This is a genomic window from Chryseobacterium amylolyticum (assembly GCF_051011775.1).
Taxonomy (GTDB): Bacteria; Bacteroidota; Bacteroidia; order Flavobacteriales; family Weeksellaceae; genus Chryseobacterium.
The window spans coordinates 418,019-439,780 of record NZ_JBPCHX010000006.1; the positions used below are offsets into that span (position 1 = coordinate 418,019).

The 21,762-nt window shown below is 38.4% G+C and carries 16 protein-coding genes; 12 read left to right on the plus strand and 4 right to left on the minus strand.

Going from position 1 to position 21,762, the window contains the following annotated elements; translation table 11 throughout:
* The first annotated feature begins 2 nt into the window (after nucleotides 1-2).
* Nucleotides 3-1,205: a GTP-binding protein gene (locus tag ACR1PO_RS18420; RefSeq protein ID WP_433987715.1), complete on the plus strand. Its 1,203-nt coding sequence runs from the start codon at nucleotides 3-5 to the stop codon at nucleotides 1,203-1,205.
* Between the two features lie 76 nt (nucleotides 1,206-1,281).
* Nucleotides 1,282-2,682 carry an alkaline phosphatase gene (locus ACR1PO_RS18425; protein ID WP_433987716.1) on the plus strand — a complete coding sequence of 467 codons (1,401 nt, stop codon included), beginning with the start codon at nucleotides 1,282-1,284 and terminating at the stop codon, nucleotides 2,680-2,682.
* A gap of 89 nt (nucleotides 2,683-2,771) precedes the next feature.
* Here the strand turns inward: ACR1PO_RS18425 and ACR1PO_RS18430 are convergent, their stop codons facing one another.
* Complete coding sequence (locus ACR1PO_RS18430; RefSeq protein WP_433987717.1) at nucleotides 2,772-3,593, minus strand: anti-sigma factor; 822 nt, start codon at nucleotides 3,591-3,593, stop codon at nucleotides 2,772-2,774.
* A 1-nt stretch (nucleotide 3,594) separates the two neighbouring features.
* A complete protein-coding gene (locus tag ACR1PO_RS18435; RefSeq protein ID WP_332386717.1) occupies nucleotides 3,595-4,164 on the minus strand; it encodes an RNA polymerase sigma factor in 570 nt (189 codons plus the stop codon).
* 291 nt (nucleotides 4,165-4,455) lie between these two features.
* Here ACR1PO_RS18435 and ACR1PO_RS18440 point away from each other — a divergent pair, with 291 nt between their 5' ends.
* From ACR1PO_RS18440 to ACR1PO_RS18470, 7 genes are all read left to right on the plus strand, one after another.
* Nucleotides 4,456-5,025 carry a fasciclin domain-containing protein gene (locus ACR1PO_RS18440; RefSeq protein ID WP_433987718.1) on the plus strand — a complete coding sequence of 190 codons (570 nt, stop codon included), beginning with the start codon at nucleotides 4,456-4,458 and terminating at the stop codon, nucleotides 5,023-5,025.
* A 75-nt stretch (nucleotides 5,026-5,100) separates the two neighbouring features.
* Nucleotides 5,101-5,811, plus strand: coding sequence for a ferritin-like domain-containing protein (locus ACR1PO_RS18445; protein WP_433987719.1), 711 nt, complete (start codon nucleotides 5,101-5,103; stop codon nucleotides 5,809-5,811).
* A 24-nt stretch (nucleotides 5,812-5,835) separates the two neighbouring features.
* Nucleotides 5,836-6,651, plus strand: coding sequence for a ferritin-like domain-containing protein (locus tag ACR1PO_RS18450; protein WP_433987720.1), 816 nt, complete (start codon nucleotides 5,836-5,838; stop codon nucleotides 6,649-6,651).
* Nucleotides 6,652-7,052: 401 nt separating this feature from the next.
* Nucleotides 7,053-10,961 carry a response regulator gene (locus tag ACR1PO_RS18455; RefSeq protein WP_433987721.1) on the plus strand — a complete coding sequence of 1,303 codons (3,909 nt, stop codon included), beginning with the start codon at nucleotides 7,053-7,055 and terminating at the stop codon, nucleotides 10,959-10,961.
* Between the two features lie 12 nt (nucleotides 10,962-10,973).
* Nucleotides 10,974-11,330, plus strand: a complete 357-nt coding sequence (locus ACR1PO_RS18460; protein WP_433987722.1) for a response regulator transcription factor — start codon at nucleotides 10,974-10,976, stop codon at nucleotides 11,328-11,330.
* Nucleotides 11,331-11,339: 9 nt separating this feature from the next.
* On the plus strand, nucleotides 11,340-12,407 hold the full coding sequence (locus tag ACR1PO_RS18465; protein ID WP_433987723.1) for a HEAT repeat domain-containing protein: 1,068 nt from the start codon (nucleotides 11,340-11,342) through the stop codon (nucleotides 12,405-12,407).
* Entirely contained in the window at nucleotides 12,401-15,838 is a 3,438-nt protein-coding gene (locus tag ACR1PO_RS18470) for a sulfatase-like hydrolase/transferase (protein ID WP_433987724.1), read from the plus strand. Before ACR1PO_RS18465 ends, ACR1PO_RS18470 begins: the two co-directional genes overlap by 7 nt.
* On the opposite strand, the gene ACR1PO_RS18475 is transcribed toward ACR1PO_RS18470, so the two are convergent.
* Nucleotides 15,835-17,067, minus strand: a complete 1,233-nt coding sequence (locus ACR1PO_RS18475) for a YaiO family outer membrane beta-barrel protein (protein WP_433987725.1) — start codon at nucleotides 17,065-17,067, stop codon at nucleotides 15,835-15,837. The two genes, ACR1PO_RS18470 and ACR1PO_RS18475, sit on opposite strands and share 4 nt — an antisense overlap.
* Before the next feature lie 192 nt (nucleotides 17,068-17,259).
* Between ACR1PO_RS18475 and xth the strand changes: the two genes are divergently transcribed.
* The gene (gene xth, locus ACR1PO_RS18480) at nucleotides 17,260-18,039 is read left to right on the plus strand and encodes an exodeoxyribonuclease III (RefSeq protein WP_433987726.1); all 780 of its coding nucleotides are present in this window, start codon (nucleotides 17,260-17,262) and stop codon (nucleotides 18,037-18,039) included.
* Between the two features lie 70 nt (nucleotides 18,040-18,109).
* Here xth and ACR1PO_RS18485 read toward each other — a convergent pair whose 3' ends face one another.
* Nucleotides 18,110-18,898, minus strand: coding sequence for an XRE family transcriptional regulator (locus ACR1PO_RS18485; RefSeq protein WP_433987727.1), 789 nt, complete (start codon nucleotides 18,896-18,898; stop codon nucleotides 18,110-18,112).
* A 449-nt stretch (nucleotides 18,899-19,347) separates the two neighbouring features.
* Between ACR1PO_RS18485 and ACR1PO_RS18490 the strand changes: the two genes are divergently transcribed.
* Both ACR1PO_RS18490 and ACR1PO_RS18495 read left to right on the plus strand, forming a co-directional pair.
* Nucleotides 19,348-19,632, plus strand: coding sequence for a bacteriocin-like protein (locus ACR1PO_RS18490; RefSeq protein WP_002979306.1), 285 nt, complete (start codon nucleotides 19,348-19,350; stop codon nucleotides 19,630-19,632).
* Between the two features lie 485 nt (nucleotides 19,633-20,117).
* The gene (locus ACR1PO_RS18495; RefSeq protein ID WP_433987728.1) at nucleotides 20,118-21,611 is read left to right on the plus strand and encodes a BspA family leucine-rich repeat surface protein; all 1,494 of its coding nucleotides are present in this window, start codon (nucleotides 20,118-20,120) and stop codon (nucleotides 21,609-21,611) included.
* Nucleotides 21,612-21,762: the final 151 nt, after the last annotated feature.

Here is a 21,762-nt window from a genome sequence, read left to right on the forward strand (position 1 = left end):
AAATGACAAAAAAACTTCCTGTAACGGTACTGAGCGGTTTCCTGGGAGCCGGTAAAACCACATTACTGAACCATATTTTACACAACAGGCAAGGACTGAAGGTAGCTGTCATTGTGAATGATATGAGCGAAGTGAATATTGATGCCCTTATTGTTGAAAATCAAAATACCCTTTCAAGAACAGAAGAAAAACTGGTAGAAATGAGCAACGGATGCATCTGCTGCACACTTCGTGAAGATCTGATGGTAGAAGTGGAACGCCTTGCCGGCGAAAACCGTTTTGATTATCTTCTTATTGAAAGTACAGGAATCAGTGAACCGGTTCCTGTGGCTCAAACCTTTACCTACATTGATGAAGAAAGCGGAATAGACCTTTCCCGTTTCAGTTATGTAGATACCATGGTAACGGTAGTAGACTGTTTTAATTTCATAAAAGATTTCGGTTCTAATGAACTGCTGATGGACCGTGATCTTACGGATATGGAAGGCGATTACCGGACAATTGTTAATCTTCTGACCGATCAGATCGAATTTGCCAACGTGATTATTTTAAACAAAACAGATCTTATAGATGCGGAAACACTTGGCTTTTTACAGGCTGCCATAAAAAAGTTAAATCCGGATGCGGTTCTCTTACACTCAGAGTTTGGTAAAATTGATCCTCAGCAGATTTTAAATACACGGCTTTTTGATTTCGACAAAGCGCAATCATCTGCCGGCTGGCAAAAAGAACTGCAATCGGAGCACCACACTCCCGAAACGGAAGAATATGGAATAAGTTCAATCGTTTTCAGAGACAGAAAGCCTTTTCATCCGGTAAGATTATGGGAATACCTGAACCATCATTATCCTGAAGGAACAATACGAGCGAAAGGTCTGTTCTGGCTGGCGTCAAGACCTGATGATGCCCTGAACTTTTCTCAGGCAGGAGGATCTTTCCGTTTGGAAAAGGCAGGGGTATGGTGGAGCAGCATGCCGCTAAGCCATAGAGTACAGTATTCTTCATTTACGGAAAATCAAAGTTTTATTGAAAAAAGATGGGACAAAAACTGGGGTGACAGGGTTAATGAACTGGTCTTTATTGGGCAGAATCTGGATAAAGATCAAATGCTGTCTGATCTTCAGCATTGCCTTATCAATGAAAGGGAAAAAGAATTGTTTGACAAAAAACAAGGCTTTGAAGATCCCTTTCCAAAGGATATTTAAAATTAACTTTTAATTAATGCAACAATGTATCGGTAAAAAGTTAAATGCGATAACTTGGTACATTATTCAAAACAATATGGACAGAAGAAAATTTCTAAAAGGTTCTGCAATACTTTCAGGATTATTAACCTTATCACCCGCTGATCTCTGGAGCTTCGGAAAGAATAGTGAAAAAACGAAGACCGGAGAGGCAAAGAATATCATCTTTATGGTCAGTGACGGGATGAGTCTGGGAACACTTTCAATGGCAGACCTGTATTCCCGGAATATTTTAGGAAGGGGAAGTAACTGGCTCAATCTGTATCATGAGAAAAAAGTAACCCGTGCCCTGATGGATACAGCCTCAGCAAGCTCTATAGTAACAGATTCTGCTGCTGCAAGTTCAGCTTTTGGAGGAGGGATAAGAGTAAAAAACGGGACACTGAATATAGGACCTAACGGTGAGAAGCATCTTCCGATATGGCAGCAATATAAAAAAGGAGGCAAGAAAGCAGGCTGTGTGACTACCGTTACCGTTACCCATGCAACTCCTGCTGGTTTTTGTGTAAATTCTTCCAGAAGAAATGCAGAACCTCAAATCGCTGAGATCTATGCCGGCCTGGAACTGGATGTGCTTTTAGGCGGAGGTGACGAGTTTTTCAATCCTGCCAAAAGAGAAGACAAGACAGATCTCTATTCTGTTTATCGCAAAAAGGGATACCGGATTCTGAAAACACAAAACGACCTGAAAGAAGTCAGAAAAGGAGAGAAGCTGTTAGGAATCTTCAGTACAGGAGCGCTGCCGTACAGTATTGACAGGGCTCATCTGCAGGAATATAAAAATACTCCAACTCTTGCTGAAATGGCCGATACAGCTATTAACCAGATGAAGGATCATCCGGAGGGTTTTGTTCTTCAGGTAGAAGCCGGAAAAGTAGACTGGGCAGCCCATGCCAATGACGTTGCTGCATTGATTCACGATCAGCTGGCATTTGACGAAGCCGTAAAAACGGTTTTGGATTTTGCTGAAAAAGATGGAAACACCCTGGTAATCATCACTACAGATCATGGTAATGCCAATCCCGGAACTATTTATGGTACGGATGCCACCAAAAACTTTAACAGTATTTCAGGGTATCAATATACCAATGAATATATTCTGAACAAGATTCAGAAAGACTATTCAATGAATGATATTAAAGACTGGATTTATGAAAGTAACAAAATTATCCTGAATGATGATGAAGCCAAACATCTGCTGAGCTTTTACAACGGTCTTGAAAAAGGGGAAGAAGGAGGTCTTTATAATTATAAAAAGCTGCCTTTTAAACTATATTCGGAAATTCAGAAAAGCAGGAATTCTGTTGGATGGATCAGTATGGACCATTCCGGAGATTACGTGGAAGTAACGGCTTATGGCCCGGGAAATGAAATTTTACAGCCGTTTATTAAAAATACAGATCTGCATGATCTGATGCTGAAAGCATGCCCTGTATAAACAAAACATTCATATTTTTTCATATTTAATTATTTGGGAGATGGCAAGGCGGATTTGATTGTGTCCGCCTTGTTTTTATTATAAGAAGGCTATATTTCCCCCATTACAAACATATTTTCCATGGTAGGCACTTTACTGCCTCCTTCTTTTTCAAGAGTTATGGCAAAGGCCTGGGCATCGGGAATATTGGCTAAAGCAATTCTGCTGTCTTTATCTTCGGTATACATTCCTGCACTCACCGGCTTTCCGTTTTCTATAGCCCAAAGCTGATACTGCATTCCCTCAGGAGCTTTCGGAAGCTTTTCAGCATTCAGATAGACTTCTTTTGTTTTTTTGTCCCAGAAAACCATTGCTTTGGCATCCGCATGCTTTTCTACTCCTTTCAGCATAACCATCTTCATATCAGGATTGGAGAACATCTCAAGTTTCTGATTCATTTTCTGTATGGCCTCATCCTGATGCTTTTTATCTGCTGCCAGCAGAGCCATCTCTTTTTGATTCGCAGATTGAGTGTTCATCCAGTACAAGTTACCGGCAACACTTACCAGAAACAGTACAGAAGCTGCTACTGCATACGTTTTCCAGGGGGTATTTACTTGAGCTTTATACTCCGGAATATCTTCGTTTTGATCTTTTGCTTCCGGAATATCTGCTGAAAGGGCAGGGATAACTTCCTCAACAGTCTGTTCCTTCTGAATTTTGTTCCATATCTTAGATTTCAGATCAACCGGAGGTGCTACCGTCTGTGCCGTAGCAAGATCTTCCAAAGTTTTCTGCGCTTCTTCAAAAGCTGCTTTTACTTCAGCATTGTTCTTCATCACACACTCCAAAATCCCTGCTTCCTCGGGAGAAGCATGGCCAAGAATATAAGATTCTATAATTCCGGATGATATGTATTCTTTAGTGTTCAATTTATTGATAATCTTTTAGCAAATCCTTTAATTTCATCAGTGCATTCCGCATTTTTGTTTTTACAGTTCCCAGGGGTATCTTCAGCTTCTCAGATATCTCATGCTGGGTATATCCCTGATAATAAGCAAGATCAATAAGTTCCTGCTTATCTGCTTCCAGCCCTTCCAGAACGTTATTGAATCCGATATAGTCGGAAGAATTATTCGTTGTTGAAAGTTCTGCAGTATTATATACGAAATCCGGAAGTGATTGGTTTTTAAGCTCATTCTGGAATCCTTTAGACTTTAAATAATCAATAGCGGTATTCCTTGCAATATTGATCATCCAGGTATAAAACCTCCCTTTGGAAGCATCATACTGATGAATGGAGTTCCATATTTTAACAAAAACATCCTGAATAACTTCTTCAGTATATTCTTTAGACTGAACAATCCGAAGAATAATTCCGTACAGCGCACCAGAATAGTGGTCATACAGATAATGAAAACCAGTTTCGTTTTTTTCTTTTAATAAAACGATAAGCTCTTCTTCAGAATAGGTTGTTTTAATAGCTTTTATTTTTCTGTCCAAATGTAATAAAATAAAACATATAGTCAACAAAATCCTAAACATCTTTTATTTCATACACAATTTTAAAGAAATCATTTAAAAATATTCAATACAAGATATTTCATTCAGAAAAGAATAGAAAGATAATTCAGAAAACGTCCTGATGTACTTATTAAATTACAATATAAAAAAATAACCAGCTGAAAATCAAATAGATGAAATAAATTTCAATCTTTTTCAATCTAAAATAAAACCAACCTCGTAAATGACATTAAAGCACAAATAAATATAATCAATAAAAAAATCAATACAATGAACACACAATCAAAAATCACAGTCTTGGCAATGGTAGCTCTATCATTTGCTTTCAGCGGGAAGGTAACTGCACAAATGATGAAAGAAAAAACAGTAATGGTGGGAGGAGCCCCCATGTATCCATCCAAAAATATTATTGAAAACGCTGTCAATTCCAAAGATCACAAAACACTTGTGGCAGCAGTGAAAGCTGCCGGATTGGTAGAAACATTAGAGGGGGCAGGACCTTTTACAGTACTGGCACCTACAGATGCGGCCTTTGCAAAACTTCCCAAAGGAACCGTTGAAAACCTTGTAAAACCTGAAAATAAGACAACACTTACCAGCATATTAACGTACCATGTTCTTCCCGGAAGATACAGTGCTAAAGAAATCTGGGCAGCCGTAAAAGCAGGAAAAGGAAAAAGTATGATGAAAACGGTACAGGGAGAGGAACTTACTTTCTGGACCAAAGGAAAAGACCTTTATATAAAAGATGCTAAAGGAAACAACGCGAAAGTAACCATTGCGGATGTAAACCAGTCTAATGGTGTGATTCATGTTATCGATACAGTTCTGATGCCATAACAACTTGTGAGATTCAACAGCATATCAGTATGCTGTTTTTCTTTCTCTTAAACCCAACACTAAAAAATAAATAGTATGAAAAGAACCATTCACGTTTCTAATCAGGGAGCTACCCTTGATACCAGCAGAAGAAACTTTTTAAAATTAAGTGGAGTAGGATTGGCCATCGCAGGCCTTACCATTATCGGTTGTGATGATAATGATGATTTCCAGATGATAGAAGAATCCAAGTATGACCTTGGAACAGGGGATGTAGGAGTATTAAATTACGCCTATGCACTTGAACAGCTTGAAGCCGACTTTTATACGAAAGTAGTTAACAATTTCTATGCGGGAATTTCCAGTATTGAAAAAGAACTTTTTACAGATCTGTACCATCATGAAGTGATACACAGGGATTTCTTCAAAGCTGCCATCAGCGGAGCTACAGATCATGTGCTGCCTAAGCTCGAATTCCAGTATCCGAATGTGAATTTTAATAACAGGAGCTCAGTTCTGGCCACAGCAAAAGCATTGGAAGATACGGGGGTAGCCGCTTATAATGGCGCGGGAAAATATATTTCCAACCCGGCATACCTTGTTATTGCCGGTAAAATAGTTTCTGTAGAAGCCAGACATGCTTCCGCTATCAGAAATATCATCAATCCCGGCTCTGCAGATTTTTCAGGAGATGACGCGATAGATGCCAATGGACTTGACCTCGCAAAAGAGCCCAAAGATGTCGTAATGGCTGCCGGAGCATTCATCAAAACACCTTTTACCTGGAAAGAAAGAGGCATCAACTAATCATTCACCTTAAAAACTCACATTATGAATATTCTTAGATTACTGGATAAGCTTTCCCATGATAAATTTTTCACAACGGAAGCATCAAGACTTGAGGCCATTACCAATATGTCTCTATTCGGAAAAAAAGCAGCAGTAGCAGCAGTTCCGCTTGGACTGGGTGCACTGATGGCAACTCCGGCTAAAGCAGAAACCTCAAAAACAGCATTTGCAGGTATGGCTTTAAAAAGTACCCTTACAGATGCATTGCAGCTGGCATTGGTGCTGGAATACCTTGAAAATGAATATTACAGCATAGGATTGTCTACACCGGGACTTATTCCGAATGCAGACAGGACCGTTTTTATGCAGATCTCAAAGCATGAATCTGCTCATGTAGGTTTTCTGAAAAGTACACTGACTTCCTTAGGAACGACTCCGGGAAACAAACCGACTTTTGATTTTACCGCTGGGGGAAATTTTACTCCTTTTACAGATTATAATCAGTTTCTGATTCTTGCTCAGGCCTTTGAAGATACGGGAGTAAGGGCATATAAAGGACAGGCAGGAAATGTAATGTCCAATAAGGTTGTGCTTCAGGCAGCCTTACAGATTCATTCTGTAGAAGCCAGACATGCTTCGCAGGTAAGAAGAATGCGAGCAAACAAAGGATGGATAGAGCTTGCCGATGGGGGAAGTATGCCTTCTGCAACCAATCCTGTTTATGCAGGAGAAGATAATACCAATCAGGCGGGTTTCAATACAGGAACCTTATTTGGAGCTGCAGCCGGTTCTGCAGCTTATGATGAGATTTTAAGCGGCAGCGATGCACAGACTATTGCCTCTCTGTTCATAGTATAGTTGTGATTTGGATGATGATAAGTGGTGTGTCCATTTCCGGGCTCATCCGGAAATGGACTTTAAAAATCAATCGTCAGGCCTTAAAAAAACACTGTTAAAGCATTACTTTTCATCCTGATTCAAACACTAAGTACCATATGATCACATGTGGTACTTTTTATTTTATATTGTTTATTACTTCTTTATATCTTTAAAATTTCTTTAAATCTTTTAAAATAACCATGCATATTCCTTTATTAACAAATTTACTGCAACGGAATACAAAATTATTTCGTATTTTGCTTTACTTATTAAAATAATAATTTAAAGCACTTAAAAATATTAAAAATATAAACTTTAAGGACTTGATTATCATTTTTTAATAATCAAAAAAGAAAAATCTCTAACCGTTGAAATAACATATGAAGAAGTACCCAATTCCTGCGAATGAAGAAGACCGAATGAGAAAACTGGAGTTTTTTGATCTTTTAAACCTGGAAAAAGATCCCCAGTTGGACGTTTTTGCAGAAACAGCGTGTCTGGTGACCGACTGCCCGGCAGCGCTTATTGCCATGATGGAAAGCGAAACCCAAACCATTCAGAGCTGTGTAGGGATTGCCCTGGATTTTGTAGACAGGAAAAATACAGTATGTCAGTATTCTATCGCAAGTGGGGATATCGTAGTCATTAATGACACTTTACTGGATGAAAGATCTTCTGATAATCCACTCATACTGGCAGGCGGAATCCGGTTTTATGCAGGAGTACCCCTGTTAGATGACGAAGGATTTGCATTGGGAACGCTTTGCGTAATTGATTATAAGCCTAAAACTATTACGGAAGACCAGATCTCTACCCTAAAAAAAATAGGGGAAGCGGTCACGAAACTTCTGATGGGGAAACGGAAAAACATCCAGGCCGAATATTTTCAGCAAACCTTCAGCATTTCAAATAACCTGATCTGTGTGCTGGACAAAGATTTTTTCCTGAAAGACATTAACCCTGCTTTTGAAAACGCATTTCAAATAAATAAAAGCCAGGTTCTTAATCAGAATTTCCTTGACCTGGTAGGCAGTCATAATTCCCAGCTGCAATTGCTCTCTAAAAATCTTCCTGATACGGATGAAGAGGTTACTTTTACCACTTCTACCAATATCAGTGATACCCAAACCATTATTGTTGAATGGTATTTAAAACTGAACCAGAGCCATTCAGATATTTTTTGCTTCGGAATCAATATTACCCAGCGTATTGAAGAAAAACTAAAACTGGAAAGCTCCGAACGCCGTTTCAGAAGCTTCTTCGAAAATGCAATAGGACTGATGAGTATGCATGATATGGAAGGAAATATCATCGCCGTCAATGAAAAAGGAAGAGAAACTCTTCAATATTCTGCCGAAGAGGTGGAAGATCTGAATTTAAAAGACCTGGTTCCTGAAAAAAACTGGTATCTTCTTGAACAATATCTGGAGCGCATCAACAAAAACCGTGAAGATTTCGGGACCATGATCCTGAAAACAAAAGGAGGTGATGAAGTAATATGGATGTACCATAACCTTGTGGAGATCAATAAGGAAGGAAAACCGTACGTAGTCAGTACCGCACTGAATGTTACCGAAAGAGTGACCCTGGAAAAAGATCTGGTTCATACCAAAAAGATGCTGGAACAGACCAGTGCCGTTGCCCAGGTGGGAGGCTGGGAAGTCAATCTCAAAAACAACACTGTAATCTGGTCACAGTCTACCAGAGAAATTCATAAAATAGATAAAAATTTCCAGCCGGATTTTGAGAATGCGCTGGGCTTCTACAGTGAAAACAGCCGGGAAAAGCTGGAATCCTTATTCGAGAGAGCTGTGAAAGAAGGCGTTCCCTACGATGAAGAATTACAGCTGATAAGAAATGACGGCGTCATGATCTGGGTAAGGGTAAAAGGAATACCGGAATTTGAAGGAGGAGTATGTACCAGAGTCTACGGAATCATACAGGATATTGACAACTTCAAAAAAGTTTACCTCGAACTGGCCAGAAAAGAGGCTATGCTTCAGGCATTTGTTGCCTATGTTCCTGCTACGGTAGCCATGTTTGACAAGGATCTTAATTATCTGTCAGTAAGCAGCAGCTGGAAAGATGAATTCCAGATGAACGACATCAGGCTCATCGGGGAGAACATGTTTAAGATTTCTCCGGATGTACCCGATGAAAGAATAAAAATATACCGGGATGCCCTGGCAGGAAAAGCCTACAAGAATGAAGATATGGCGATAGAAATTCCCGGCAAGGAATCTATTCAGCATTATAATGTGGAGGTTACTCCCTGGTATCTTTCCAGCAATGTTATTGGTGGGATTATTGTTTCTGCACAGAATATTACAGCTTCTGTGAAGATCAATAAGGAACTTAAAAATGCCAAGAAAATGGCAGACATTGCCAGCAGGGCGAAGTCAGAATTTCTGGCTAATATGAGCCATGAAATCCGGACTCCGTTAAATGGTGTTATCGGTTTCTCGGATCTTCTGTTAAAGACACCATTGAACGAAATACAGACTCAGTATCTTAATTATATTAATGAATCCGGTGAAAATCTATTGAACATTATCAATGATATCCTTGATTTCTCCAAAATAGAATCCGGAAAAATGGATCTTTCCATTGAAAAAGCCAATGTATATGATATTGTCAGCCAGGTAATCAATGTAATCCTTTATCAGTCTCAGAAAAAGAATATAGAATTACTTTTAAATATAGAACCGGGACTTCCCGAAACCATCTGGCTGGATGAATCGAGACTCAAACAGATTCTGATCAATCTTCTTGGAAATGCCGTGAAGTTTACCCAGGAAGGGGAAATAGAACTTAAAGTAGAAAAACTGAGTATTGAGAGTAAAAATATTACCCTGAGATTTTCTGTAAGAGACACCGGAATTGGTATTCCTAAAGAAAAACAAAAGCATATTTTCAATGCTTTCACCCAGGAAAACAGCTCTATCAGCAAAAAGTACGGAGGAACCGGCCTTGGATTGACCATTTCCAACAATATCCTGAACTATATGGGAAGCAGTCTGTCATTGGTAAGTGAGCTTCATAAAGGATCTACATTCTATTTTGACATCCAGGTTCCTTACGAGATGTCTGAACACCAGGAAGATGAAGATCTGAAGATAAACAAGGTACTGATTGTAGACGATAATGAGGCCAACAGGATCATTATTCAGCATATGCTCGCTTATAAAAATGTGGACTCAAAGCTTGCCGCCAACGGAATGGAAGCCCTTCAGATACTGCTTGCAGGAGAACGTTTTGATGTGATTCTGATGGACTATCATATGCCGGTCATTTCAGGACTGGAAACCATAGAAAAAATCAGGGAGTTGTTTGATAAACAAAATGAATCATCTCCTCTGATTATTCTTCATACCTCTTCTGAAGAGCATGACGTGATCAATTCTTTCCGCCAGGAAAACAATTCGTTCTTTCTGTTAAAACCGATCAAATCTGAAGAGCTTTATAAAACGCTGAAGCTTGCTGTAAAAAATACTGAAAAAGAGATAAACAGTAACACGCAGCCGGAAACAAAAGCACCAAAGTTAATGCAGTCTGCTAAGGTTTTACTTGTAGATGACAATCCTGTGAATATGGTGCTGAATAATAAAATGGTACGTTCATTAATCCCTGATGCACAGCTCACAGAAGCTACTGATGGTCTTCAGGCATTGGAGCAGTGTAAAGAAAAAATATTTGATATCATTTTAATGGATGTTCAGATGCCGGTAATGGACGGTATTGAAGCAACGAAACAAATCCGGTTACTTCCGGAGTATGCCGGTGTTCCGATTATTGGTGTGACTGCAGGAAATGTACTGGGAGAAAAAGAAAAGTGTATGGATTCCGGGATGAATGACTTCCTGCCTAAGCCTTTAAGACAGGCAGATCTGCTGGCAATACTGGAAAAATACATTCTTAATGAAAATGACATTCCTTCGGAAGAATCATCAGATAAGGAAAAATATTTTGATATAAAACTTCTGAATGAACATATGGGTGATGATGATGAAGATTTCAAAAAAATATTTCTGAACCTTGTGATACAGGAACTTACTCAGGCTGAAGAAAATATCAGAAAAAGCACTGCAGAAAAAGACAGCACAGCCCTGAAAATGATCCTTCACAAGCTTAAAGGAACGGCAGGAACGGCAGGATTGATAAAACTTACTGAACGTACAGCTGACTGGGAAAAGAAAACAGAACCTGGCATGGATTTTACCTCCATGGAAAAAGAAATTATCCGGGAGATCACAACAGGATTACAATTCATTAAAAATTTAATACAATAAAAAAATAAAATTATGCTGATTCTAATCGCCGAAGACGACGAACTGATTCTAAAAACGATTGAGCACAAATTATTAAAAGAAGGGCACGAAGTGATTCTTACCCGTAACGGAAAAGACGCTATAGAAACCCTTAAAACAAAAGATGTAGACCTGGCCATCACAGATATTATGATGCCGTTTGCTTCCGGAATTGAAATACTTTCAGCTATTAAAACCATGGGCAAGCAGATCCCGGTGATCATGCTTTCCAGCATGGGACAGGAAGAAGTGGTACTGAATGCTTTTGACCTCGGAGCAGCGGATTTTATTGTAAAACCATTCAGTCCCAATGAATTGATACTAAGAATAAAAAGATTTTCTTCAAAATAAACGATAACCATGTTTCTCACCACTTCTGTACATTTTCTTTTTCTTGTTTTTCTGGGGATGCTGTCTCTGGTTCTACTGCTGATTATTGCAGTGCTGATCTACAGTTTTTACCAGTACAGAGAATCCGTGCAGGCTTTCAGATGGTCAGAAGTAATCAATAAAAGAATCTCAGAAGTGATTGTATATGGTGAAGACGAAATGTCTCCGGATGATAATTTCTCGTCAGCATCAGGCAGTTCTATATTCAGAAATTTGTTCCTTCAGAAGCTGGCAGAATCCGAGAAGAAATTTTCCGGAGCAGCTCAAAACAAACTGAAAGATTTATTCCGGAAATATGGACTTCAGGAAGAAGCGTTAAAAAAGCTCTGTCAAAAAAAAGTGCACTTAATTGCAAGAGGGATACAGGAACTTACCGCTATGAATGTAGAAGAAGCATTGCCTAAAATAGCTCCATTTTTAAGCCATCCTTCAGCTCAGGTATATCAGGAAGCACAATATGCAATGGTTCACTTTAAAGGATTTGAAGGCCTTCATTTCCTGAGCAGCATTACATCCACCATATCAGAATGGCAGCAGCTTCGTTTACTAATTTCAATTACTCAGATTCCTGATAACTCAGGAGATCATATTAAAAGCTGGATGGAAAGATCTAATGATTCTGTAGTTATTTTCACCCTTAAACTGTTAAGGAAATTTCAGATATTATCCCTTTATCCTTCTGTTATTAATCTGCTGGACCATTCTTCTCCTGAAATACGGATACAGGCGGTACAGACTTTATTATCACTGGAAAACTCCTCTACGATTGCCCATCTTATAGAAATCTATCCGCACCAGCCGGTTGAAGTTCAGAAAGAGATCCTTAAAGTCATGAAAAAGTCAAAAGATCAGCGCAGTACGGATTTTCTGAAAGATCAGTTATTGAATGGCAGTGATTCAGGATTGAAAGTGTATGCCGCAGAAGCTTTATGTGCACTTGAAAAGCATGAGTATCTGGCAGAAGTATTACAGAAGGAAACTTCTTCTGAAGAATTAATTCAAATCATTAAATACGCATTACAGGAAAAAGTATGTTAGAATTCTCACACATCACCTATGAAGTTGTTATCTGGCTGTTTTTAATTTACGGAACAGCAGTAACCCTTATCTATGGGTGGATAGGAATATATGCACTGGGCGCTGTGCTGCGTTACAAAAAAGAAAATACATTTACAGATTACAGTATCATTGCGGCCAATCCCAATGCCCCGGTATTCAGCGTTATTGCGCCGGCCTATAATGAAGGCATGACCATTGTGGAAAATGTACGTTCCCTGTTATCCCTTTACTATCATAATCTGGAAATTATTATTGTAAACGACGGAAGTAAGGATGATTCCATACAAAAGCTGATCGAAGCTTATGAACTGGAATCGGTGGCTTATTTCATTCAGGGAAAAATAGAAACCAATCCCGTAAGAGGAGTTTATAAAAGTAAAAATCCGGCCTTTAAAAAGCTTATTGTTGTTGATAAAGAAAATGGTGGAAAAGCAGATGCTTTAAATGTGGGAGTCAATATCTCTTCCGGGGAATATCTGGTGTGCATTGATGTGGATTGTATTCTGGAGCAGGATTCGATTTTAAAATTGGCAAAACCCATGCTGGAGCAGACCGATAAAAAGTTCATCGCCTGCGGTGGAGTAATTCGTCTGGCCAATAACTGTGTCATTGAAAACGGAAAAGTAGTAAGTGTCAACATGCCGAAAACCCTGCTGGGGAGAACACAGGCACTGGAATACATACGAGCTTTCGTACTCGGTCGTATGGCATGGTCCCGTGCGTCCGGTCTGATTCTGATCTCCGGTGCTTTTGGCGTATTTGACAGAAAAATTGTGCTGGCATGTGGAGGTTATGATAAAAGTACAGTGGGAGAAGATATGGAGCTGGTGGTAAGAATGAGGAAATACATGGAAGAAAGGAACGAACCTTATGAAGTGCTTACCATTCCGGATCCTTTGTGCTGGACAGAAGTTCCCGAGTCCAAAGATATTCTCAGAAAACAAAGAAACAGATGGATGCGCGGAACGATGGAAACCCTGTGGAAACACAGGAAGCTGATGTTCAATCCGAAATACAGAAAACTAGGAATGATCAGTCTTCCGTATTGGTTTTTCTTTGAATTTTTGGGACCACTTATCGAATTTTCAGGGTATATTATCTTTATCATCTTTTTATTGCTGGGAATTATCAACTGGCCGTTTTTTGTAATTCTGTTCGCTCTTGTGATCTCAATGGGCTTTCTGTATTCTATCTATGCTATATTGGTGGATCTTGTAAGCCATCAGGTTTATACCAAAAGGAAAGACTTTCTCAGATTAATCTTCACCGCCTTTTCCGAACCTTTTTATTTCCATCCTATTGTGGTGAAAGCGGGTGTAAACGGGTTTATAGATTATTTTAAAAAATCGCACGGCTGGGGTGAAATGACCAGACAAGGCTTTAATCAAAGTACACAAAATTTACCTCTGAAAGAAAGAATATACGCTATTCTTCAGGTGGGGCTTAAAAAGTGGGGAATACTGGCATTGATTTTCCTTGCCTTATATTTGGCTGGCATAGTTGCAGAATCATTATGGTATAAGTATATCTTTCCAAAATTTGAAACTCCGGCTATCATTGGCCATCTTTTCACAGAAAATATTTTATTTGCTCTTAGACTGACCTTCTGTATCGGATTTATTTATCTGATCATCAATTTTATCAAAGAAGGCTGGGCAAGGATTCTGGGGATAGTAACCCTGCTCATTGTAGCTGTTACCCAATATATCTTATTCCTGTATTTTTCTGAAACACGTAATGTATTGGGGGCAGATATCTTATATTACAGCAAAGAAGAAATAAAGCAAATCTTACAGGCCAGCGGAATGCTCAACTTCAAGAACTTTGCATTACTGGGAATTTTAATAGCCGGCTCACTGATTCCTTTATGGATTGCCGGGAAAACCGCTTTAAAAACAATATATCCGGGATTGATAATCATGGTATTGGGATTAGCAGCCTTTTTTATTCCTTCCGATATCGTAGGATCCAAAATTCTGAGCTCTGAAAGTGAGTTTAATCAGAATGCAGCAAAAAGTAAATGGGCTTATTTCTTTAAATCCAACGAAGATAATTTCATCAGTGATCATCCGGAGCTTACTGAATTGCTAAGCGAAAATGAAGACTATGCTGCCAATGCGGAAATGCTTGATAAAAACTTTCCGTTCTGGAGAAAAGAAAATACCCCGGATTTCCTGGGATCATATTTTAACAGATCCGGGAAGGTTCCCAATCTTGTTTTCCTTATAATGGAAGGCTTCGGACATGCGTATACATCGCCCAAAGGATACATCGGTAACTTTACTCCTTACCTTGATTCTCTGTCTAATAAAAGTTTGTATTGGGAAAACAGTTTAAGTTCAGCAGGAAGAACATTCGGAGCATTGCCGTCCTTGACCGGATCACTTCCTTTCGGGAAAAACGGATTTCTTGAAATAGAAAAAACACCAGAAAACTTCAATCTTTACAATATTCTTAAAGCGAACGGATTTGAAACAGGGTTCTATTATGGAGGCCATACATCATTCGACCGGTATCGCGAATTTCTGGAATACAGTGGAGTAGATCATATTGTGGATGAAGCATTATTCAGCAGTCCGTACCGTAAACTTCCTGCCAGCAACGGAGAGAGCTGGGGATATGAAGACCAGGCCGTTTTTGGTAAAATGCAGGAGCAGCAAAAACCATGGAATCAACCGTATTTCAATATGATCCTTACGCTTTCAACCCATAATCCTTTTTTAATCAATAATAAAGGTTATTATGAAAAGTTGTACAATCAAAGGCTTAATTCCGGGATTCTAACTCCAGAGCAGAAAAAATGGGCAACCGCTCATAAAGATCAGCTCATTTCAGTATTGAACGCCGATGATGCGATTAAAGGTTTCTTCAAAAATTACAGCAAACGCCCGGATTATAACAATACAATTTTTGTCATTACAGGAGATCACAGTATGCCTGAAATTACTTTACAGTCTAAAATTGACAGGTACCATGTTCCTTTGTTAATCTATTCACCTTTATTAAAGGAACCAAAACGTTTTTATAAAACAGTGAGCCATTTTGATATTGCACCTTCCATTCTGGCCTATTACAGGAATAATTATCAAATCAAAACACCTTCTACCGTGACATGGGTGGGAAGAGGCTTTTCTGCAGATGCTGAAATCAGCAAGGCCGGAATTCCTATGATGCAGAGTAAAAACCAGCTTATTGATTTCGTATCTGAAAAGTATTATATCCATGACGGACAGCTTTTCACGCTTAAGAACCTGGAAGAAGATCCTTCCAGTGATGCAGCAGCCATGACTAAAATCAATGGCAGATTCAATCAGTATAAAAGTATGAATGCAAAGTTTTATTCTACTAAAAAACTGATGCCTGATTCGGTAATGGTTAACTTTAAGAAAAAAATGAAATCAAAGTTTTAGAACTTTCTGGTGTAGCCCAAAGTAATATCAAACTGATTTCCTTTCTCACCCGGACGGAATTCCTGATTATAATACATGGTTCCTACAGAAAACAGATTGGTGCGGTAAGAGAAATTATATTCAGCACCTACTTTAAAGGTTTTAAGCTTAAAAGTTTCATTTTCCAGGAGGTTATTACGATTTTCTTCAGGGCTGATTCCCGTTCCGGCCTGAAAAGCAAAATAATCCTGGGCACCTTTTGTATAGTATCGTACCGTTGCCGTATAAGAATGCGAAATATTTTTGCTGTCCGGCGTAATATAAGTACGCAGATTGAACCAGAAATTTTTATAATATTTCCCTACAGCAGCAGTATACATCCAGATGCTGTTGCTGAAATACAATTGACGGTAACCTAGTTCAGCTTCAAAGCTGTGGGGAAGATTGGCATTCAGGGAAACTCCGGTACGGTATTTCGGGAAAAGACCGACATCATCAGAATATCCTCCGCCAACATACAGATAAAACATTTTCGAAAGTCTCGGATAAGCTTCCAGCTCAATCTGCGTTCCTCCCTGTGCAAACTTATTGGCATAGTTCCCGCGAAGAATCACAGAACCAATAGGAGTTACTCTCTTATAGCTTACTCCCACAATATGCCAGTCGTCATCAAACTGTTTGTCAAAATGGGAATAATTATAAACTATTCCAACCGCATTTTTAGAAGAAAGATCATTTATTCTCACAGCAAGAGCCCTTGCTTCCGTATTTTTAGGATTGATGGATAAAAGAGTCTTTACAGCCTGATCAGCTTCCTCATAATGATCCATCCCAAAATATACTTTCGCCTTCAGCAGCAAAAGTGCTTCAGATTTTGGATGATAGGAAAGTCCTTTATCAATAATTTCGATAGCCTTTGTATTCTGATCATTCCAGTATTCCAATGAGGCGTAGGCCAGAAAATAATCTTCATCCTGAACACCTCTTTTTCCAAGGTCTTCAAATACAGCTCTCGCCGCAGCCAGATCTTTATTCCATGTATATAATCTCCCAAGAAAAACTGAAATATCCGTATAATTCGGCGCTTTTTCCAATGCTTCTTTAGCCAGCGCTATAGAAGTTGTATAGTCTTTCTGTTCAAAGGCCGTGGTACGGGCTTTAGCAAACAATTCGTCAGCAGTGAGACTCTGCTGTCCATACATTGTAACAGGAAAAAGTAATGCTAATAAAAAGGCTGGATATCTTTTCATCGGGGAATTTTAGTATTAATGAGCTATATCTTGTATCACAAATATATTGAACTTTTACCTCACAGCCCAGAGATTATTCATCAAAACTTATTTTTTTAGATTATTATTTCATAAAATACCACCTAATAGATATTTATGATGGAATAATTATTGTCGTAATTAAAAAAAATTGATTTTCCAAAAACCTTCATCATGAAAATAGCAACCTATAACGTAAACGGAGTCAATGGCCGCCTGCCTGTTTTATTGAAATGGCTGAAAGAAGCTTCACCGGATATTGTCTGCCTTCAGGAATTAAAAGCACCTCAGGAACGTTTTCCTTTGCAGGACATCAATAACGCCGGATATCAGGCCATCTGGAATGGACAGAAGAGCTGGAACGGAGTGGCCATACTGGCAAAAAACAAAGAAATTACAGAAGTGCAAAGGTCATTACCGGGTGATCCTGAGGACATTCAAAGCCGTTATATAGAAGCTATTATAGATCAGATAGTGGTATGCTGTCTGTATCTTCCTAACGGAAATCCTTATCCCGGACCTAAGTTTGATTATAAATTATCATGGCTCAAACGTTTTAAAAAACGAACCGATCAGCTCATTAAAATGGAACTTCCTGCCATTCTTATCGGCGATTTTAATATTATTCCGGAGCCTGTTGATGTCCATAAACCCGAACGCTGGGAAAATGATGCATTATACCGGACAGAAGTAAGAAAAGCATATAAAGATCTTCAGAAAAAAGGCTGGCTGGATTCTATACGAAGCCTCTATCCGAACGAAAAAATCTATACATTCTGGGATTATTTATACAAAGCTTATGACAGAAATGCAGGGATAAGGCTGGATCATATTTTATTAAGTCCGTATCTGCAGTCCCGGTTACAAAGCGGTGGAGTAGACAGTCATGTAAGGGGTTGGGAGAAAAGCAGCGACCATGCTCCCGTATGGATTGAACTTTCTGAGGAGTTATAATACCATAAACGTACTATATAAAAATGCTCCTGGTTTTATACCAGGAGCATTTTTATAATAGATATTGATTTTATGACTGTTTACGACGGCGGCCTGTGATCTTTTTATCAAGATCTCTGATATCCTTTCTCAGTTCCCGGAACATTTCTTTGAAATTATAGTTTTCATAATCACCCGGTTCAAAATCTTCGGGGAAAATTCCTGAAGCATACTGCCAGATTTCTACTACTTCTTCAAAAGGAATATCATAAGGCTCATAAAATGAATTGTCAGCACTTACACAGATTGCATTTTCTTTCCTTTCTTTAAAACGCTTGTAAGTAATACCATCATTCAGCGTAACAAAAACATAGGTTTTACCTTCTTTCAGTTCACTGATGCCCTCTATATATTTCCCTACAATATAAGACCCGTTTCTGAACGGCGGCATAGAATCACCATCTGCAGGAAAAGCCCTGTATTTTCCGTTGTTAAGAAAAGGAAGTGCAATACGCTGAAGACTTTCAATGTATTCGATATCGCTGTATCCCTCCAGATACCCCATGGAAGCTTTCTGAGGAATAATTTCAATGGTATCATTTCCATGAGTATCTACCGCTACCGGAAGAACGATCCTGTTATCCGGAAGTTTCAGCATTTCATCCACCGGATGTTTCTCCAGATCTACAGACAGCATAAGATCAATGCTTACATGAAAATATTTGGAGATTTTTACCAGCAGCTCGATAGGAGGTTCGGATATTCCGTTTTCATATTTTGAATACCGTACTCTTGAAATCATTAATTCATCGGCTACATTCTGTTGGGAGAGCTTTCTTCTGGCTCTTAAAAAGCGTATATTATTTGAAAAAACTGACATTGATTAAAGTATGTCAGCAAAAATACAAAATTTGATTCCGTTATCAATGATTCAGGTAGGTTTTGCTATCAGAAGGGAGCAAATTTTATCTATTATTTTGACAATCTCCTCCAAAATGAATGAATGGCAGCAGTTTACAGACTCATTTCCCATCCTCTCAAGCCTTATTTAAGAGGAATTATAATGATTTTACATGAATTAAAAAATAAACAACAATAAATATAATTTAATACAAAAATAATAACTCCAAATTTCATAAATTGAATTATGTTTTTTAACATTTAGAAAATCAATCACATATAAGTGAAAATCATATTTTTATTAAAATGACCATATATTAATGAAATATTAAACAATAAAAACAAATAATTAATTTATTTAAAATAATTTGCAATGGTATAAATATTATTCATATATTCGTGATGTAATAATCATATAAAATTATAGTTATGAAAAACTTAAAAAAATTGGACAGAAACGAATTAAAAGCTATTTCAGGTAACGGATTACTAGATCCAATCGGCGGACTTCTAGGTGGACTAGGAGGTGTAGTTGGTGGAGTAGTAGGCGGTGTAGGTACTATCGTTGGTGGTGTTGTAACTGGCGTAGGATCTACAGTAGGTGGAGTAGTAGGCGGTGTAAGCACTGTTGTAACTAACGCTTTATGCCAGACACAATGTGTTGTTAACGGTGTAATCCACATCAAATTACTTGAGTGCGGTTCTACTTGCTAACCAGCAAACAATTTGACATTAAAAAATTTACCGCTCTTTTCAGAGCGGTTTTTTTATGCCCTTAGTCCATAATTTCTTTAAGAATATTTATTCCTATTTATTTCTTTATTTCCGATCATTTCAGCAACTTATTATCAACAGGGCAGGTATGAAGAGTTATAACCAGGTCTGTATTTGCTGTAATCTGTAAATCTGAATAACACCCTCTTTTTTCCTTTACTTAGTCTGCATTTGCCAATGTTTCTATGGCATCCTTTCTTATCAAAATCAGCATTACAAAACAAATTGTGTCATTACCATTTCCGGGTAATTTTCAGAGGGTTTTTACATCAAAAAAAACTTAAAAAAACAAGCCATTAAATTATAACACGACGAGTTTTGTCGCTGTGCGCCAGTATCTTTGTATCAGAAATAAGATAAAGAATCCCGGGAAATTAATTGTCTTACTTAACCCAATTTTAACCTTAAAACAACTTTTTTAAATTATGTGTAAAAAACAACTAATAATCATTTTTCTCCTTTTATTTTGCGTTTCGTATGCGCAGAATGAATTTACTACCATCTGGAAACCCAATGCAAACGGCGTCATTGATCATTCAATAAGATTCGGTGGCACAGGAACCGATTACACCATTTACTGGCACGAAGTAGGATATCCTGAGCATAATGGGATGTTTGATTATACAACCTCTAGCAGCAATGAACCTTTACTCATATATTTCGGGCCATCATTCCATCCAGATCCTCTGCAGGCCACTTACGAATTAAAAGTATCCAGCGGTAACGGATCATTTTACGGATTCAGGGCCAATACCGACATCATTCCTCCGGGTGGAAATCAGGAACTCATAGAACTCAGCCAGTGGGGAAATACGACATGGCTTCAGCAATTCGACAGAGCATTCGCCAACTGTCCCAATCTTAACGTAACGGCTGCAGATACTCCTGATTTGACACAGATAACCAGTTTATCACAAATGTTCCTTAACTGTTCATCTTTGACAGGCCATACTTCGTTTTCTTACTGGAATCCATTCCGTATTACGGACATGAGCGGTATGTTCAGCGGAGCGACACTGTTTAATCAGAATATCGGAAACTGGGATACCTCAAAAGTAACCAATTTTAGCGGCATGTTTTCTTCTGCCTCTTCTTTCAATCAGGATATTTCAGCATGGAACACAACATCCGGAACTGATTTCTCCTCCATGTTTGCAGATGCCACAGCTTTCAACCAGCCATTAAATTCATGGAATACAGAAAATGCGACCAATTTCCGCTATACATTCTATAATGCCGCAGCATTTAATCAGCCACTTGATAACTGGAATACAGGTAAAGTAACAGATTTTGAGCATATGTTTGAAAATGCAGTATCATTCAATCAGCCCATCGGAAACTGGGATGTAAGTAAGGTTGATTATTTCGCCGGATTTAATATGTTTGCAGGTGCTTCGCATTTTGACCAGGATATTTCTGCGTGGAATACCAAGCTTCAGAACTTCAGCTGGAATTCAATCTATTTCGGATTTAAAAATGCGGGCTTATCATGTACGAACTACAGCAATTTTCTCATCGCTCTGAATAATAATCCTACATGGGCGAACTCAACAATAACGTCAGGAACTATAGATGCAGCAGGATTGGTTTATTCTACACCGCAAGCGATGCTGGCCAGAGCCCAGCTGATCAACAAAGGGTTTAATATTATCGGAGATTCCTATATTTCAGGTTGCTTTCTGTCAACAAGAGAAGCTTCCCCAAAAACAAAAACTTCCGCTTATCCTAATCCAACGACAGGAGTGATCAATGTGGAATCCTCAGTAGATGAAAATGTTTATTTATATGATAATAACGGTAACCTCATTAAAAATATATTGTTCAGAAAAGGGAAAAATACCGTCGATCTGACTGAATATCCTTCAGGAGACTATATCTTTAAAGGTGATACTTTTTTCAATAAAATTACCAAACAATAACAGATTAGCCGAAAGATTACCTTTTTAAATTCAGCTCCAAAATCTGCGGATTTTGGAGCTTTTATGGTTTTTCATATTTTATATATAAATAACTGTGTTATATTTGTGTAAACTAGAATAACCAACTGCAAACTAAGAATCGAATTCCAAT